Genomic DNA, 16798 nt, shown 5'->3' on the forward strand with positions numbered 1-16798 from the left:
TTAAACTCCATTTTTTATGATTTTTTGAAGCGATAGGGCCTTCATCGCTTCGACCCGCTCATTCACTTCGCGTAGTTCGGTGGCAACCAGTAGTGTCACCGTCCTCATTTCAGCCAATGTACTTGTAAGCACTTTTTTAGATTCATCCTCGATCACAGTCTTTACAACACTTGCATAGCTATCGCGCAACTGTTTTTTCAATGACTCTAGATTATCGCCGACATTTAACTCTATCGTTTTCGTCTTTAATTTGGCATCACTACCAAATGCGCTACCTGCCATACTACCAGCGCCACCTGCCAATGATGAACCCAAAAACGCACCCGCAGGACCACCTAGCATAAAGCCCGCGACTCCGCCAGCAACTAAGCCGCCCAATCCACCCCAGCCGCTATTACGCTTTTTTGTGCCATTGACTTGGCCATCTGGGATTTGCTCTGTGACTTTTTCTATTGAGAAATTAGGCAATTCCAGTGACGCTGAATACCAAGTATTATCCACAGCATGTTTCAACTCTTTGGTGATATCCGCTAATCCATTTTCTAAAGCAATGCCAATAACTTGCTGAAGCTTGTCATTCCAACTTCGACGAGCGTACCTCAACTCTTGATTCATCTGCTCATCATCATCACGATAATTCTCTAACGAGTTAAATGTATCATCGATGATTGCATACATCTCTTTCTGCGCCTCTCGAGTGTATCTCGCCATAACCTTTGGCACAGAGCTCTCCAAATGCGCAATTTCTGCATCTAGGTCATTTGTCAATTTTGTATAGGGCTGTAATTCCTTCCGGCACTTGTCTAAGAAATTACTGAAATTCGTCATTGGAACAGCGCGCTTTATCTGCACGCCTTGGTTTTGAGAAATGCTGTGCAATCGACTAAATAGTTGAACCATGCCGCTGTTTTGCATCTCCTTAGGATCGGTTAAGTGCTCTTGAGCGTAACGGGCGGAGTTAGAAAGAATATCGTTACTGTCAATGTCTTCTAATTCTTTGGCGATGTACTCTCTCTGCATCTGCCGCGTTTCTTTCGACTTCATTTGAACTCTGGTAACTATCTCTCCCAGTTCATCGTCCCAATCCTCTTCATTGATATCACTTCCGGTAATCAGAATAAGCGTTTCCTTTCCCTTGCTTTTAAGCTCTTTGATTTCTTTTAAATCGCTGGCACGACCTGGTGCGGCTGAATTCATGATATAGAGAATTAAATCCGCGTGAGCCACATACTCTTGCGCCAATTTACCGTTACTACCAGTCACGGAATGCAACCCTGGTGAATCCACCCAAGTTAAACCCGGTAGACGAAAACCTTGAATTGAGCTAGTTGCTTCCGTCGCTCCCACGCGAAACTCTCTACGATGCTTCGCTTCATCATCAGCATCACCGTTTACAACGTTGGTATTGGCAGCAGTAAAATACTCAGGCTGCAATGATATTGGGACACTAGATTTTAAATTTTCCGAAGGATCTGTATGGCCCCATGCTATATAGTTACCCAGCGAGCTCTTGCCTGATTTGACCTTACCAAATACAAATACCAACAAAGAATCCTGGAAGTCCTGACGAAAACTCAACCCTTTATCATATGAAGCCAAATTAGCCTGCCACGCTTTGTCTGTATCACTGATCGCAGACAAAATACCATCAATTTGACTACTGAGCGGATTTTCCTCTGGTAAACGTTTCTGTGCTTGTCTGATATGCGAGTCCATACGCACCGCAAAAGTTTTTTGAGCCTTTTGAAACTCGCTATCCAGCTTTTTGGCATCGTCTAATGATGCCATAAAATCACTTTTCAACGTCTGAAATGACGTCAACAACTGTTCACGTAAAATAAGATCTGACATGCTTTATCTATCCATTTAATCGATTTAAAAGTACTTAAAGCTTTTCGCGCAACGCTTTTAATTGAGCAAGCTTGTGGTCTATTTCTTTTAGTCTGACTGGAACCTTCATTAATTCCTCTTCCGGCTCAAGCTCCACATCATACAAAGACTCCAATTTAACTAAGTAGTCCTGTGTTCCTTGAGGTAAAAACTGAAGGTCATAAACCTCCACGTATGTTGGACTAACCGGATTGTGATACTCTTCATCATTATCCAAAATAGCTTTAAATGGTTTATTGCCAAGCAAGATCACTTTTATTTGACCCTCTAAACTTTGTTGCAGATCATTTGCTCTCTGCATGCCTTCTTGGACAAACGCCTCTTTCATGCTCTCCAGTTTTTCTTTGTGGGCACGCGCCTTGCGTTCCTGCTCTGCCCGTTCTCTACGACGACGCTCTTCGTCACCATTTCCACCACTCCCAGAGTCACTATCATCACTGAAAGCAGAGACCGCAGCCGCTCCAAGTGCAACTACTGCCGCACCAATCAACCAAGGTAACGCCATATTTTACTCTCCCAGTATTCTTTCATTCATGTATTCAACTTTTTTCAAAGTCATGCTGAGATCTAACGAGAGCATGGCGTCGTTAAAGCGGGCAAAATTCCAATACAAATTATCTTCTAATTGTAATTTTTCATCATTGAGTGCTTCTTCAGCAGCCGAGATTTCCAATAACAATGTATTCTGTACATGGCGTATTCTTTCTTCACGAACAGCCCGTACATCAATCCCCAAAGTTTCAATATGCTGCTTCAATTCTTGTAAATGACTGGCTTTCACTAAGCCATCCTTATGCTGTTGAATCCCCTTGTGAAAACGAGTTCCAGAAATGAGAAAACTTTCAGGTGCAAAACCCAAATGAAGATGACATTGCTCAAGCACTTTTTGCTCAATCTGTTCAATCTTCTCTAAGCTTTCTGCATCAGCTTTACTGATGACAAGGACGATATTTTTCTCAGCATAAACGCCAAATGATTCTTTCAACTGCTTAAGAAAATCGAGTTCAATTTTCTCGAGTTCTCCTTTAGGCTGGTGCACAAATAACACCACGTCTGCTTTTGCGGCGCCATCCATCGCTACTTGATCATCAGCGTCATGCGCATCCAAACCTGGCGTATCGAGGAAAATATAAGATTCGCCCTCAAACTGCTTTAGTTGGGCGGTCTCTCGGGTATCTTTAGTTGGAAAATACTCTGCGTTATAGTGGTGAGTGAGCATGTTCAGCAAATAGCTTTTACCTGCATTCATCATTCCCCAAACGGCGATAACAGGTTTATCCTGTCCCTGCTTTCTCGCCAATATATCTGATGCCTGTTTCAGCAATACATCTAAATCTGCTGAGGCCATCGAATCCTTAGCCGTCATACGTGTTCCTTGTTAGGTTGTTCGAATCTTCACAATCTAGCTTAGGTATTTAAACAATTATATTTAGACCCTTGCTAGAGCCCTTAAAACAGCATTGTGCTAACTGCACAGCGCTTTCAATTTCCAACCGCAGTTCTCACACTGCCAAGCCATATTTCCATGTGGCATAACCATTATTAATTACTCCCTGTGTTTTGATATGAGATCACTTGCTAACTTTTTCAGACAATGCTGAATCACTTAGATAAGGGACTTTTCCGGAAGGAACTAAATTAGCAGCAGCATCAAGGTGCACGTCCTGATCATCGAAGAAGATGTGAGGACGAAAGGCTTTTAACACTTTAGTCTTCTCTACTCCTCCTAAGAAAAAAGCCTCATCAACATACACGCCCCAATGCCTTAAGGTTTTAATTACTCGCATCTCCGAAGGGCTATTACGAGCAGTGACTAATGCAATGCGGATCGGTGAGTATTCAACGCGAATGGGTAATCTATCTTGCAAGCGAGACAACTTATGCAATAAACTGGCGTAAGGCCCCTCTGCCATTGGGATATTTTGTTTTGCGTCTTCTTGAGCATGAAAGGCTTCCATACCTTGGGTTTTGTAAACCAATTCACTTTCATCGGAAAACAATACGGCATCACCATCGAAGGCGATGCGGACTTGACCCTCGGGTATTTCAGGTGCATCCGTTGGCGGTGCTTTTAATATTGCCGCGGCGCAGTTCTTGGAATCAATCACCTGCTGAGCATCTTTAACATTGGTGGTGAGAAACAGGTCCACATCAAAGGCATCGAGATAATCGGCGACGGTTTCGCCCGCGGTAAAGGCTGAACGGGTAATGTTGAGCTTGTCGTGGCGAATAGTATTAAGCACCCGAAGACCGGTATCTGGGCTGTTTTGTGACATCACCACAACTTCAACAAGAGGGCTATTGCCCTGCTGATATTGATTAAGGCCAAGTAAAGCTTTGATCAGAGGGTAACCGGTTCCAGGTTTTAGCGGCTCATCTTCGTGTGCCAGCATAAACTCGCGGTATTTTTCAATGGCAGTATCAGGATCTGATTCAAAGGTTTTTCTGAAAATTTGATCAGATTCCGCCATATCGAATAAGGCCGTGGCTGAAATACCAACGACTAATGTATTAGAGAGATCTAATGGCATAAAAACATCCTTGTTTCAGTGGCTTGTATTCAAGCATAAAGCTTTGCTGAACTCAAATTTTTTTGATAGCAAAGTTAAATAATCATAAAAAATACTGCTGAATACACAGCATATCCATTTAATGGAATTCGGCTTGTTACCTTTGTTTAATACTAATCCTAAGCTAGTCATATTAATCCTTTAACTGTTTTTGCTGTTTAAGCTTAGTATCTTGGCTAGCAATGTTTTTGCTAACTGGCACTTCATAGGTGTCGCCTTTGACAAGGTATACTAGCAAGGCGATGGCGTTGATGATCAAAATCACAATTAACAGGGCTAACAGTAACAACAGCTTGAACATTGTTCATACCTTTTCAATAAATGTATGACGACTAATGCCAGAACTGCGCCACAATCACGCCAACAGCTACAAGCCATTTAAACACTTATATTTCAATTGTTTGTGACAAATTCGTTTAATCACGCCAATTAAGCAAGGTAATCAATCTTAATAATTAGTAGTTATTATTACTTTCTGTAATCACTCAATTGCACTATATTATCGCCAGCAAGAGTACTAATTTCAGCGCCGCTCTCTAAAGCCGCATTAGTAGCAGGTGCTGAAACAGGCTTTGTTAGTAATGGTTGCGATTCCGTCAATATGCCCTGGCAGTAATCCATCATCTTTACTATTGGCATAAACTTCTGTCTTTGATTTTTTGTGCGTTTCATTAGAGTATTTAAATGAATCGATAAGTCAGCTGCTAATTTAGTAGGTATGCCTTCAAGTCCTTGCTCTGCTATTGTTTGGGTTACCCAAATAGCGGCATCGCTAATATGGCCGCTAATGCTCATGTCGGTATTTTTAACCCAGTTGGTTTCAACGCTTACTTCAGATAAATCACTTAACAACATCGCGATGTCGCTATTGGGCATAGCACGCAGTTGTTGCAGGGTTTCAGCAACAACATATTGCCATTCCTTTAATAGCCGTTTTGTGAGTTCTTCAAGTGACAAAACGGCCACAACAGGAATAAACAACGTGAAACGGCTGTTGGCTTCACAGGCAATAATGGTTTTATAGCCTGATTTGTAGACATTATCTATAATATGCAGTTGCCAGCAAAACACTTGTTCATCTGACTCTAAGGCATGCATCCCGACTCTTTGGCCATCTTGTGCTGGTAAACGCGGTAAGTCGGCTTTAAGCCATTTATTAAGGGCATTTGTGGTAGAGAGTAATAATTTCATATATGGTAAATTCTATTAATCGTCTCTTTTTGGCACATAAATAAAATTACTGGCTCGGTTCGCAAGGGTCGCACTTTTGTCTACATGGTTTATCCATTCTTTATCATCTAGCTGCCCAAGCCAGTGTGCAATATATTGAATAGAGGATGCTCTAACCTTTTTAGTAATCCCAAAACGAGCACACAAGAAGGAAGACCCTATTTCGGCGACTAATTCTTCAAAAGCATACTTATTGTCACCAAAACGTCCGAACTCACGATTACAACGTGTTTCATGGCCAGTCCAATGTACCATTTCATGTAGTAAGGTTGCGTAATAAGCTTTAGTACTATCTTTAGCTTTAAACAACTCTTTATGAGGCATCTTAATAAGATCTGACTCATAATAATAAGCAGCAGCAGTACCATCTACTTTTGAATATTCAATATTAATGGATAACTCTTCAATACGTCGGGTTAATACGGCTAAGTCTTTTACCTTGGTGTCAGAAAAACTTTTACCGGTATAACCTATAACTTCATCTGCGTTATATACGATGGAAATTTTTCGTCCAAAACTACTTTCAGTTAATTGCTTATCCTCACTGTCAAAGCTACCGAGCTCATCTACATTTTCTATTTTAAAGTAATGAAATACAGGTGCTATTTTTGCTTCTTGCTTTAGTTCATAACCAAGCTTTTTCCATTGAGACTTTGTAGCCCATAAATTGCTTTCATAGCCATACACATGGGCCATTATTGAGAGAAAAAACCAGGAATGCAGCGATGTATATTCACGGTGACTTTTAGCGTTGTAATGAGCACTTGGATTAACCGTTACGAGCCATTCTGGTAAAAAATCTTTGTTATTTTCTCTGAGACCTCGATTAATATTTGCAAACACATCAGCGTCTAACTCCCAATTAGCGGTTGTAATTTGAACAACATCAACTAAGCGCTTTAGTTGTTTAAGCAATGGCTGTTCAAGAAAAACCAACAAGTCTTGAGCTGACTCAAAATCGTGTTCGTGTATATCTAAAGTATTTAAAAAATCACACCACCAATCAAACTCTTCTAATAAAGACTTTACATCACCTTTGGTGACATTAGCCCACTCTTCATTAGGTGAACCATTAAATAATTGTTCTAGGCTAGAAGTATTATGCTTATAAGCTAGCGCGCTTAATATCTCTGAATAAGACAATCCGAGCCATTTTTCTAAGCTAGTAATTTCTTGTGATGCTTGCTTTAAACCATTGATGCTGGCGTTTAAACATTGGTCTTCATCTAACCAATTAATTGGATTGGAGGTTGATTGTGTTTTATACAGAAAAGTATTGAATCGAGTATTACCATGTAATTCAGCACTTCGAGTTAAGAGATTTTGAATTGTACGCCCTGTTATTAATGCATACTCTTGTTGTATGAAAAAATTTTGTCTAAATTCTGTAAGGTTAACCATATTATTAAAATTCCGTTTTATTATTAAAAAATATTTCTTGACTACTAATTAGCGAGCTGGTTACATCGTTCTTTAATTTAACATAGTCTCTACCAATTCATCATCAGCCCAACTAAATGATGTAAGAGTTGCGTCATACGAGACCATTTCGCAGCAATAGATCACTTCTAGCTCCATATCACCTAACTGATTTTCAAAACAACCATCTATAAGTTCATCACAATCAAACTCTTCTGCTTTAAATTCATAACAGCGTTTCAAATTACCTAAAAAGCTAATTTTATTATCTTTTGTGATGTCTACATCTCTATCAAGTTGTATATCTATATACCATTCAGAAAATTCAGCTTGCACTTCAGACTCAAAGTTTTCGTGCATCGTAGCTATATCGCCCTCGGCATACTCCAAATCCTATGAAGTAAATTCATACGTTATTACCATATTAAATTGACCGAGAATTTCAAAAACAGCACCATTAGACATACGAACTTCCTTCTGTTGATTTATTGTCAGCGGTTAAAGCTCGCCAGCGAAAGCTTTTTGGCTTAGTGCGTTGAAGCTATCATTCGACAATAAGGCGGAATGTATTGAATGCTCTTTAATGTCACTAATCATGTTTACAACTTGTGAAAACTTACTCTGTACTTCTAATGATGGCGTCATTATTTCTATATCATTAAGCTGACCAAAGCTTATTGCAGGCATAGCCCCGCCTTTTTTGTTATTTCTCAGAATGTTTTGAAAATAGTCACTATTTAATAAGTAGTAAAAATACTCATTTTCAAGTACAGATTTTTCAAACGATATCTTAAATAGATTATTTGCAAGAACGCCGTCCAACCCACGACCTACAAAACCAGCAGTAGCTCCATACCTAACCATTACAATTTCATCTTTATTTATTAAAGCTTTATCAGTAGACGGTGCAGGTATGAACTTAAACTCTTTGGAGCTTTGCGTGTAATTTATAATCCTTAAAAATTTTACATACCCATTTTCCGCTGAATCCTTTTGTAACTCCGAGTCCACTTGAATTCCTTGAGAACATTTACAAACGTCAGAGAAACTTCTAACTTCCCACCCCTTCGGGTTGGTGACTGGGTCGCCGAACATTTCTAGGAAGACTGCACGGAGGAAGTCGTCGGCGAGTTGGATGGCTTGTTGGCGTTTGCGGCGGATGGCGTCGGCTTTGTCCAATATCGCAGCAATCCGTTTTTGCTCGGCTAGTGGTGGGAGTGGGATATCAATTTCTTCTAACGTTGACTTTCGTAACGCTGGTACCGTTGTGATTCCGGCATACTTATATAGGTCAAGCTTGCACATGAAATGGTACAAATAATCCAAATCAATGATCTCAAGATTTGGGACTAACCCCATAGCGTTATTATCAATCAACATTTCTTTTGATGAAATTGCTCTAAAATTCTGACTGATAGCCTCACCAATTTTCGCAAATACTATAGTGCCTTTTGGAACGGTTTTAGCCTTCAATAAAGGTAAATCTTCTTGATCGACAAAATGATTAGCCGTTTCGATGTACTTGTTTCCCGCTCTTGCAACTTTAGAAATATCGCCAACTTTTGCGAATGGAAAATCTCCGTTAACCTTTCCTTGAAATCTTTCAGGGAAACCAAATCCGGCTTGAAACTTCCCTATGTACCCCAGCTTCACCATCGGCCAACTCACAGCATTTCCTCCAGCGCTTTTAAGTCCGCCAGAATGTCATTCTCCAGCGCCACTAATTTACTGAGGATTACTTTCGGGTCTTCATATTGCTGCTCGGCGTACACCACTTTCTTGTAGCGGTTAATCGACAGATCGTATTTATTGCCGGCGATTTCATCTTTGCTGACCCAAAATGCCTTTTGAGTTTTATCATTTTCAGCGGTTTGAGCAATGGCTTTATCACGGGCTTTAAACTCACTCACTAGGCTTGGTAAGTCGTTGTCTTTGATTGGCGTTCGCTTGTCATCTAGCGAGAAACCATCGGCTTGGACATCATAAAACCATACATGATCGGTGCTGCCACCTTTGGTGAAAATAAGGATAGCAGTAGACACACCAGCGTAAGGTTTAAATACCCCACTTGGTAATGAAATTACCGCTTCAAGCTGGTTGCTTTCGATTAATAATTGACGCAACTGCTGGTGGGCATTGGATGAGCCAAATAACACACCGTCTGGCACGATGGTGGCAGATTGACCGCCAATTTTTAACATGCGCTCGATTAAGGCAACAAACAGCAGCTCAGTCTTTTTGGTTTTGACTTTACGCAGCAGCTCAGGGCAAACGTCTTCTTCATCTAAACTGCCTTTAAATGGCGGGTTAGCAAGAATGATATCAAAGCCTTCTTTTGAATCTAGTGGAAAGTTTTCACTAAAACGTTGGCTAAGGGTGTCTTGATAATGCACGTCGGGTTGTTTAATACCGTGCATCACTAGGTTCATAGCGGCAACCCGAAGCATGGTGGCATCAAAATCAAAGCCGTGAAACATGTCGGTGTCTATGTGTTGGCGTGCTTGTTGATCGATTAAATCACCAGAAAATAGTACATTTTCAAGCTGCTGCCCTTGGTTGTCTAGAAGCGCTTTACCGTCTTCATCAAATAATGGTTCACGTTCTATACTGTCTTTTGAGGTGTATTTTTCGAGTAGGTATTCGTAAGAAATGGATAAAAAGCCACCGGTACCGCTCGCTGGGTCGCAAATACGGCTGGTTGTGCTTGGGTCTAACATTTCTACCATGGCGCGGATGATATGGCGCGGTGTTCTAAACTGGCCGTTAATACCTGCGGTGGTGAGTTTACTTAATAAATACTCGTATAAATCACCTTTAGTATCGCTGTTATCAAGTGGCAAGTCGTTAACCATTTCAACCGCTTTTACCAATAAGCTTTGTTTTTGGATCATTAACTGGGCATCTTTCATAAACTCAGAAAATAACGAACCTTCGTTGCCCTCTTTTACTGATGCCGCTGAGCTAGAGCCAAAATACGGGAAGAGTTCATCTTTGACTGTTTTGTATAGCTGCTCGGCACCTAAATGACGGATATTTTGCCAACGTAGGTGTTGCTGCGCATCATTGAAACGACGGTTAAACGCTTGGCCAGTTCGTGCACTTCGTTTTTCGTCAACTTGTTCATTCATGTCGAGCATGCGGGCGTACATTAAAAAAGTAATTTGCTCGATAACTGTTAACGGATTGGTAATGCCGCCGGTCCAAAATTCTTCCCATAGCTTGTCGATTTTGCTTTTTAGTTGACCTGTGATCATGGTGTACTCTTATTGCTGATGTGCTGCTTACTTGGCTATAGAGCCTATGCTAGTCAGTTTTACCCTTGGCGATAAGTGTTTTATCGCCAAGATGATGTGTGTGCTAGTAAATTAATCAGTTTAGGTTTATTGCGTTATCTGGTTAACGTAAATATCGGTTGACCAATCAAAACTGTTTTTGACACTAACAGTGTCATAGATTTTAGTTAATTGGAGTAATTGATTTTGGACATCATAAAATTCAAATTTTGCATTGTGATACTTGAGATCATGTTTCCAATAACTTAAGCCTTGATCAAAGCGTATTGAGAAGCTTAATCCTGAGGCAAACGTTAGAACCAGTTCTCGACGATGTTGTATGTTGCCTCTATAAGTCGCAACATCTAAATTGATAGGCATTTTTAACCCCAATTTAAACCAGTGTTCAAACATCTCACGCATCTCTTGCTGGTCATCCCAATCGTGTTCGACCTTGGAGCCAGTAGAATCTTTTCTGTTATATAAAGTAAAGATGTCGACTCTTGGTGACACGGTAGCAAATGGTTTAAGTAATTCCCCCAACATTAGCATCGACCAAGGATTTTGAAGGTAGCGATCACTGTATTGAATGGTTTCAATGTGCTGCGAGTCTAAAGCCTGTTTAAGCACTTCGTTGTTATCTTTTAAGGCTTGCCAAAAATGTTGGCCAAATTCAGTTAACAGACCATTACATTCTTTAGTTAGCTCAACAGCTATTTGGGTGACATTTTGTGTAGGTTGCCAGATAGTGGTGTCAATAGCCGTTATAGAAACATTACTGTGCTGGTTAGATTTTATTAAATATGAATTGTCGCGATGCTGTAACCAATTTTGATCTGGGTTTGCCACAGTGAGGTTATTACTGGCGATGGTAAATACTCCATCACTGTTATGAACTTGCGCCAATATATGGCCGCTGTCGCCGTTTACAGCTGAAACACTTGGGTTACCTTGATAAAGCTTAACGCCTTTGGCATGAAGTTGAAGTAAGTCGTCAATTATGACTTGCTCGAATGATGCTAACTGTACGTCAGAAGGTATTACGATATTTAATGAAAGCTCATCATTGAAATTATCATACTGCTTTAGCTTTCGTCTAAATGTACTTGCCGCTAAATCCCATTCATTTGGATCGTTTGATAAAAACAAAGATATTGCCGTAGCCTGCTTATTCAACGCTATGTGTATTTCTTCAAATGCACTTTGGCTTGCATGTTGTGATTGGGTAAGCAACTGCATTGACTCAGGTATAGCTAAACTTAGACTGAAATCTTTTGTTAGCCAATCCAGAGCCATTAAGCGATTTAGATTATCGACATCGTGACGCGTGTCGGCATCAAGTAAACAAGCGGCACATAGGCTGTCGCATTGAACTTTACAGTGAAGTGTGTCATAGGCCTTTGATAGGATAGCGGCAATCATGGTAGACCCACTAGAGGCAAAGCCTGCTCCACCACTTATCGTGTCATAAAGTTGTATTGCTAATACCGGCTGTGTATTGATTAACGTAGGTTTTATTGTATAACCCATTTCATTATTCAATATGCCTAAACTTGCTGCGAGTGCGTTACGCGTGGCAACTGCAAGGGTTAATGCGATTGTTCTATTTTCTGTATTTGGTCCGGTGTCGTTTAGATATTCACCGGTTTTGGGGTGGCAAAGTACTATTTCCAGTACATCGGTTTTAGTTTGACTACCGAGATAAATATCTTTGTGAATATGTGAAGACCCTTCGCAGTCGTGGTGACGGCCATCATTTTTATCTTTTTTAGATCCGCGGATTGGTTTATGTGGCTTTTCAGGTGTTAATGTTGTGGGGAATTCACCCTGTGCGGTAAGGGATTCTGCGCGTCCACAACTCAGACACATTGCATAGCCTTTACCGTGTTCGCCTGCGCTGTAGTTAAATACACTTCCGTCTGTACCGTAGCGCATAAAACCCAGTTTAGGATTAGGTAACGGGTGAATTGGACTATTAACACTGACCCAAGCTGGTTGAACAGGGATATAGTGTTGAGTGGTAATATTGTTTGTTGGCGATGCATAGAAATCGGTGACAAAACCTGTGGGCTGAAGCACTTTTAATTTGTCTTCAACTTTTATTGAATGGCCACAATGAGAACAACACAGGTTACTGTCAGACGTTTGAATTTCTGTTGTATAACCTGTTTGCCCACAGCTAACGCAGCGCCATGCTAAATCAAATTTTTGGGCATCTTTAGCGTCTGCAACAGCAATATTTTGCCAGTTAAGCGATACGCCAGCAGAACGGAATACACGGCCATCGATGACCATTTCAGCACCTGGTGCATACTCACGTATGGCAATTGCTAGATTGCGTGACGGTAAGCCACGCAAACGAGAGATATTGTCTTCTCGTTCAGCATTATTTTTGCTACGTCCTTTTTGCTCACGTATGAAATCTTCAATATTGGAATTATCCAGATTGACAATATCTGTAGGGAATCCATAACCGGGTAAAAATGCTTTTGCTGCTAGCTCACGTAACAAGTACTCGCGACGATGACGTTGTAATTCCATGCCTAGTCTAAATGCATAAGGGCCATCCTTTTGAGTGGTGCTGAGTTCTTTTTCAACACTATGAAGTTCTTTTAACCAAGCAGTTTGAAGCACTTCAATGCTATTAACCGTTACATCGACTAATGACTGGATTGATCGACCTTCTAAAACTGTCCCCTTAGTTAGTCGTGAAATATCTTTCTCAAATGAATCTATTTGGGCTGCTATATTGGCTTTAAATCGATCACAAATACTCAAGGTTTCACTTTCGTAAAACCAGCTTAAATTGAGTGATGTTTTCTCTTTTTCGGTATGACCTACTTCTTGTGTTAAAAAAATACCCAGTAAAAATGCATTAACATGACGTTGTGTTAATCGCGCCGAGTTAAGTGAGACAATCGGCGCCGATATTAATGTTGTGAATGGCCAAGCCGGATTGTTGAATACTTGGGTATCGTGTGGGTTAGATTTACACAATGTAAAAGCTAAAGCTCGAGACTCTTTACTTCGCCCTGCTCGACCAGCTCGCTGTAAATAGTTAGCTGGATGCGGTGGCACGTTGTTCATGACAACCGCTGAAATACCGGCGATATCGACCCCCATTTCCATGGTGGTCGAACAATTCAGCACATTAACTTTGCCCTGCTCAAATAGTTTTTCATAATTTTTTAGACGTTCTGATGACTGCTGTGCCGAATGTTCTGCAGTGCGGTAGTAAAAGCCACCTTCGATGGTTCTATCATTGATATCGGTCCAAAGGTTTCGAGAACGTAATAACTGCACATCTACATTGTCAGCGACTAATCTTCTAATTTTATTAACGCCAATTTGAAAATCTTCTTGTTTAGCCGAGAAGCTCCAAGCTGCTGGGAAATTGACTTCTTCACATCTAAAGTTACCACTATTCAGATCCCTCGGTAGATACGGGGTAATAGACCTTAACGTTGTATCTATAAGTTTATTAGTAATTGGACAAATGAAAGCTTTTTCAACGAATGAAAAAGTCATTTTACTGCGGTCTAAAAAGAACTGATTACCTTCATAGCTTAATATGGGGTGAAGCCCTTCTGTTAGGGCATCCCATGCATCACGCAATATATTATTAATAATATCTTTATCTATATTATTTTCGATATCTAGATTAAAAGCCAACACTAGCAACTTAGCTAGTCTGTTTAATTGATTACCTTTAATTTGTGGCCATTTCTTGACTCTATTTTCATCATCTTCATTAGATAAAGGGTTTCTTAACGTTTTTGTTGCAAAATTACTTCCAATCCAACTTTTCCAGTCTTCATTTAAATTTATATAACTGTTTTCTCGGACATAAAAATCGAGGCACGTTTTTAAATAATCACGCCAATCCTCAATCGACCCTGGCCAGATACTGGGTAAACTAGTAATTTTATCGAGACCAAGGTAGCTAACTTTAACCATTCCTTGAGTTTCTAAGCTGTTTTGACGTTTAGGACGACGAGCAAACTCACGAACAAGCAGCAGCTCGGCAAGCTTTCTTGGTCCTGCAGAACCATCAAACACTTCTGGATTTGCATATTTATTATATTGAAGCATTGCTTTGCTTACACTGCCATGTGCAATCAAACTGTCTATCATTTGAGACCAAGACAATGTAATCAGGTTGAGTTTACTTGCAGTACCTGCCAATAAAGATGCAGCAAGTTCATTTAGTTCATTTGCTTTGTCTTTAAGTCCCATAGAGGCCATTTGTTTTGCTAATGCAAAAAGATCTTCGGGTTTGGCATCTGCATTTGGCTTTTCTTGGATAGGTGCTTCAAGTTGAGCTTTTTTTAGGATGTCTACAACTAATCCACGCAACTTTGAACGTTCCGCTTCTTGTTGCATCCGAACAGCCATTCTGGCTGTTCCTTGCCTACTATCAGTAAAGGTAATTAATTTCCGACCTCTTCCGGGTAAAGATTGAGGACCTTCTTGATCTCCAGGCTTCATTTCATGGTCAGGGCAATATTCTAAAATGGTTGGAACTACGTTAGCTACATAAAATGGCGCACCGAGAATACTCCGGCGATAGGGTAAATGACCACTAAACCCTTTATAGCTGCAATTCGAACATATCGGTTGCGTTGTTTCATTGTAAAAATAAGGCACGCTGTTGGAGGCTAAACTTGCAATTTCACCAGTTTTAATATCAATTTTGATTGGTGAAAAATATCGTTTATCATCTTTGTCTGCTTTATCTTGTTTATTAGACAAAACAATTTTTGAAATACTTGAAGAAGATTTTTTAGTTTCTTTTGATTCATCATCATCATCGTTACTTTCTACAGTCAGTGAAAATTCATCACCAGCATCTTGCTGCCATTGACTTAATTTTCCATTTTTATCTGCCCCCAATAGATGCGGTTCATTGCACTCATTACAAAAAGCTAGCTCAAGCACTGGGGCTTTAGTGTCACAATCACAATGAGTTCTACTTTTTGAATAAACGTAACCATATGGCCAGTTTGTTTTAAGCTCTGTATCTGCTTTTTTCGAACAGCTAGGATCGATACAGGTAAATAATCCACTGAACAGACGTTGAAAATAATGCGCTCGGACTTTTAAAAATGCTTCTTTATTGGGCGCGGGTTTGGTCGCCGTCAGTAAATCTATCCAAAGCAATAAAGTTTGTTCATCAAAAGGTTTATCACCCAATAGATTAGACACTTTCTGATTTATGTCTTCTAATGTTTGAGGTATTGATGAATTAACAAAAACGGTTCGTATTGCTTTAGCAATTGATGAACTGGCTAGAGCATCAAACCTAGTGCGTGAAACGTCCAAACTAAAATCTTCTTTTTTTACCGTTTCATCTGCTGGGATAGACATTAAGTCTTTAATACTGGTATGTTTCTCTTCAAGTCGGGGTATTTGTGGAATGACCCTTTGGCCACCAATCACGGTAACTTGATCTTGGTTAACACCAGCCAGGTCAGCTAAGTATTTTTTGAGTTGATTAGCGGTATCTTTACCGGCGATCGTAGCCGATGTTGCCACGAATCGAACATCTTTTGCTTCAACACCAAAGGCTATTAATACTCGTCGTAATTGCAAAGCCAACTCAGCGGCTTGAGACCCTACATAAGTATGTGCTTCATCAAGTACAATCCATCTTAGTGATTTTTGTTTTTTTGATGCTGCAATGATAGGAGCATCAACTTGTCGCACCATCATGTATTCAAGCATGGTGCCGTTTGTGACTAAAATGGGTGCTGGCTTTTCTCGCATTAATTCACGTGACAAAACCTGATTGGGTACTAAATTTTGAGCTGATGAAACTTTAGCCTTCAAATTTTCTGTATTACCGTTGTACAAACAAAAACGCATGTTGTTGCCAAAGTGCTTAGTCCAAGCATCCAAACGCTCTTTTTGAGAGTTGATTAATGCATTGAGTGGATATAAAAATAGCGCTCGGACGCCCACAAGGGGCTCATTGGTTTGCTTTATCTCCCGATAAAGATCTTCAATCACTGGTACCATAAAACATTCTGTTTTACCTGAACCAGTACCACTGGTTACGACAACAGATTGAGGATTATCATTTAACAACATTTGCCAACTTTTCAATTGATGAGTAAATGGCGAATACTCTGCATTGAATCGATAGCGCCCATTATTTGTATGATCGAGTGCTGTGATGACTTCTTTAGACAGTAGTGTGCCTTTCAATTCAGATATACTGACTTTTGCGGGCTCCCAACCAAAAGTATGTTCAAATAAAGGTGAAGATAATAAAGACTCGCCTTTGCCGCTCGGTTGATTTAATACATTTTTTAGGTGTGATCTTAAGGATGGGTTACTAATACCAAATACACTCAATGACGCTTCTTGTGCACGCTCTGCTGCTTGTCTCGTTAGCTGTGAAAAATATTCCATAAT

Annotated in this window: 11 protein-coding genes; all 11 read right to left on the reverse strand. The window is 40.2% G+C overall.

Translation table 11 applies throughout. The features are described 5' to 3' along the window. Entirely contained in the window at window positions 1-1851 is a 1851-nt protein-coding gene (locus BW947_RS16530; RefSeq protein WP_076501587.1) for a dynamin family protein, read from the reverse strand. 34 nt (window positions 1852-1885) lie between these two features. Next, the gene (locus tag BW947_RS16535) at window positions 1886-2395 is read right to left on the reverse strand and encodes a hypothetical protein (protein ID WP_076501589.1); all 510 of its coding nucleotides are present in this window, start codon (window positions 2393-2395) and stop codon (window positions 1886-1888) included. A 3-nt stretch (window positions 2396-2398) separates the two neighbouring features. Next, window positions 2399-3256, reverse strand: a complete 858-nt coding sequence (locus BW947_RS16540) for a GTPase (protein ID WP_076501591.1) — start codon at window positions 3254-3256, stop codon at window positions 2399-2401. A 205-nt stretch (window positions 3257-3461) separates the two neighbouring features. Next, the gene (locus tag BW947_RS16545) at window positions 3462-4421 is read right to left on the reverse strand and encodes a 5'-nucleotidase (protein ID WP_076501593.1); all 960 of its coding nucleotides are present in this window, start codon (window positions 4419-4421) and stop codon (window positions 3462-3464) included. 172 nt (window positions 4422-4593) lie between these two features. Beyond that, window positions 4594-4761 carry a hypothetical protein gene (locus BW947_RS18740; RefSeq protein WP_159436989.1) on the reverse strand — a complete coding sequence of 56 codons (168 nt, stop codon included), beginning with the start codon at window positions 4759-4761 and terminating at the stop codon, window positions 4594-4596. 167 nt (window positions 4762-4928) lie between these two features. Beyond that, window positions 4929-5651: a DUF6933 domain-containing protein gene (locus BW947_RS16550; protein ID WP_076501595.1), complete on the reverse strand. Its 723-nt coding sequence runs from the start codon at window positions 5649-5651 to the stop codon at window positions 4929-4931. A gap of 15 nt (window positions 5652-5666) precedes the next feature. Continuing rightward, on the reverse strand, window positions 5667-7091 hold the full coding sequence (locus BW947_RS18835) for a zincin-like metallopeptidase domain-containing protein (RefSeq protein WP_076501597.1): 1425 nt from the start codon (window positions 7089-7091) through the stop codon (window positions 5667-5669). Between the two features lie 72 nt (window positions 7092-7163). Next, window positions 7164-7469 (reverse strand): hypothetical protein, encoded by a 306-nt coding sequence (locus tag BW947_RS16560; protein ID WP_076501599.1) that lies wholly within the window; start codon window positions 7467-7469, stop codon window positions 7164-7166. Window positions 7470-7607: 138 nt separating this feature from the next. After that, on the reverse strand, window positions 7608-8777 hold the full coding sequence (locus BW947_RS16565; RefSeq protein WP_076501602.1) for a restriction endonuclease subunit S: 1170 nt from the start codon (window positions 8775-8777) through the stop codon (window positions 7608-7610). Continuing rightward, on the reverse strand, window positions 8774-10363 hold the full coding sequence (locus BW947_RS16570) for a type I restriction-modification system subunit M (protein WP_076501604.1): 1590 nt from the start codon (window positions 10361-10363) through the stop codon (window positions 8774-8776). Before BW947_RS16570 ends, BW947_RS16565 begins: the two co-directional genes overlap by 4 nt. Window positions 10364-10489: 126 nt before the next feature. After that, on the reverse strand, window positions 10490-16795 hold the full coding sequence (locus tag BW947_RS16575; RefSeq protein WP_076501607.1) for a DEAD/DEAH box helicase: 6306 nt from the start codon (window positions 16793-16795) through the stop codon (window positions 10490-10492). Window positions 16796-16798: the final 3 nt, after the last annotated feature.

Origin of the sequence: Shewanella morhuae (assembly GCF_900156405.1) — a bacterium.
Lineage (GTDB): Bacteria > Pseudomonadota > Gammaproteobacteria > Enterobacterales > Shewanellaceae > Shewanella > Shewanella morhuae.

Coding starts and splice junctions, on each gene's coding strand:
- BW947_RS16545 (WP_076501593.1), bottom strand. CDS start 4,421: ATGCCATTAGATCTCTCTAATACATTAGTCGTTGGTATTTCAGCCACG.
- BW947_RS16560 (WP_076501599.1), bottom strand. CDS start 7,469: ATGCACGAAAACTTTGAGTCTGAAGTGCAAGCTGAATTTTCTGAATGG.
- BW947_RS18740 (WP_159436989.1), bottom strand. CDS start 4,761: ATGTTCAAGCTGTTGTTACTGTTAGCCCTGTTAATTGTGATTTTGATC.
- BW947_RS16535 (WP_076501589.1), bottom strand. CDS start 2,395: ATGGCGTTACCTTGGTTGATTGGTGCGGCAGTAGTTGCACTTGGAGCG.
- BW947_RS16575 (WP_076501607.1), bottom strand. CDS start 16,795: ATGGAATATTTTTCACAGCTAACGAGACAAGCAGCAGAGCGTGCACAA.
- BW947_RS18835 (WP_076501597.1), bottom strand. CDS start 7,091: ATGGTTAACCTTACAGAATTTAGACAAAATTTTTTCATACAACAAGAG.
- BW947_RS16570 (WP_076501604.1), bottom strand. CDS start 10,363: ATGATCACAGGTCAACTAAAAAGCAAAATCGACAAGCTATGGGAAGAA.
- BW947_RS16540 (WP_076501591.1), bottom strand. CDS start 3,256: ATGACGGCTAAGGATTCGATGGCCTCAGCAGATTTAGATGTATTGCTG.
- BW947_RS16550 (WP_076501595.1), bottom strand. CDS start 5,651: ATGAAATTATTACTCTCTACCACAAATGCCCTTAATAAATGGCTTAAA.
- BW947_RS16530 (WP_076501587.1), bottom strand. CDS start 1,851: ATGTCAGATCTTATTTTACGTGAACAGTTGTTGACGTCATTTCAGACG.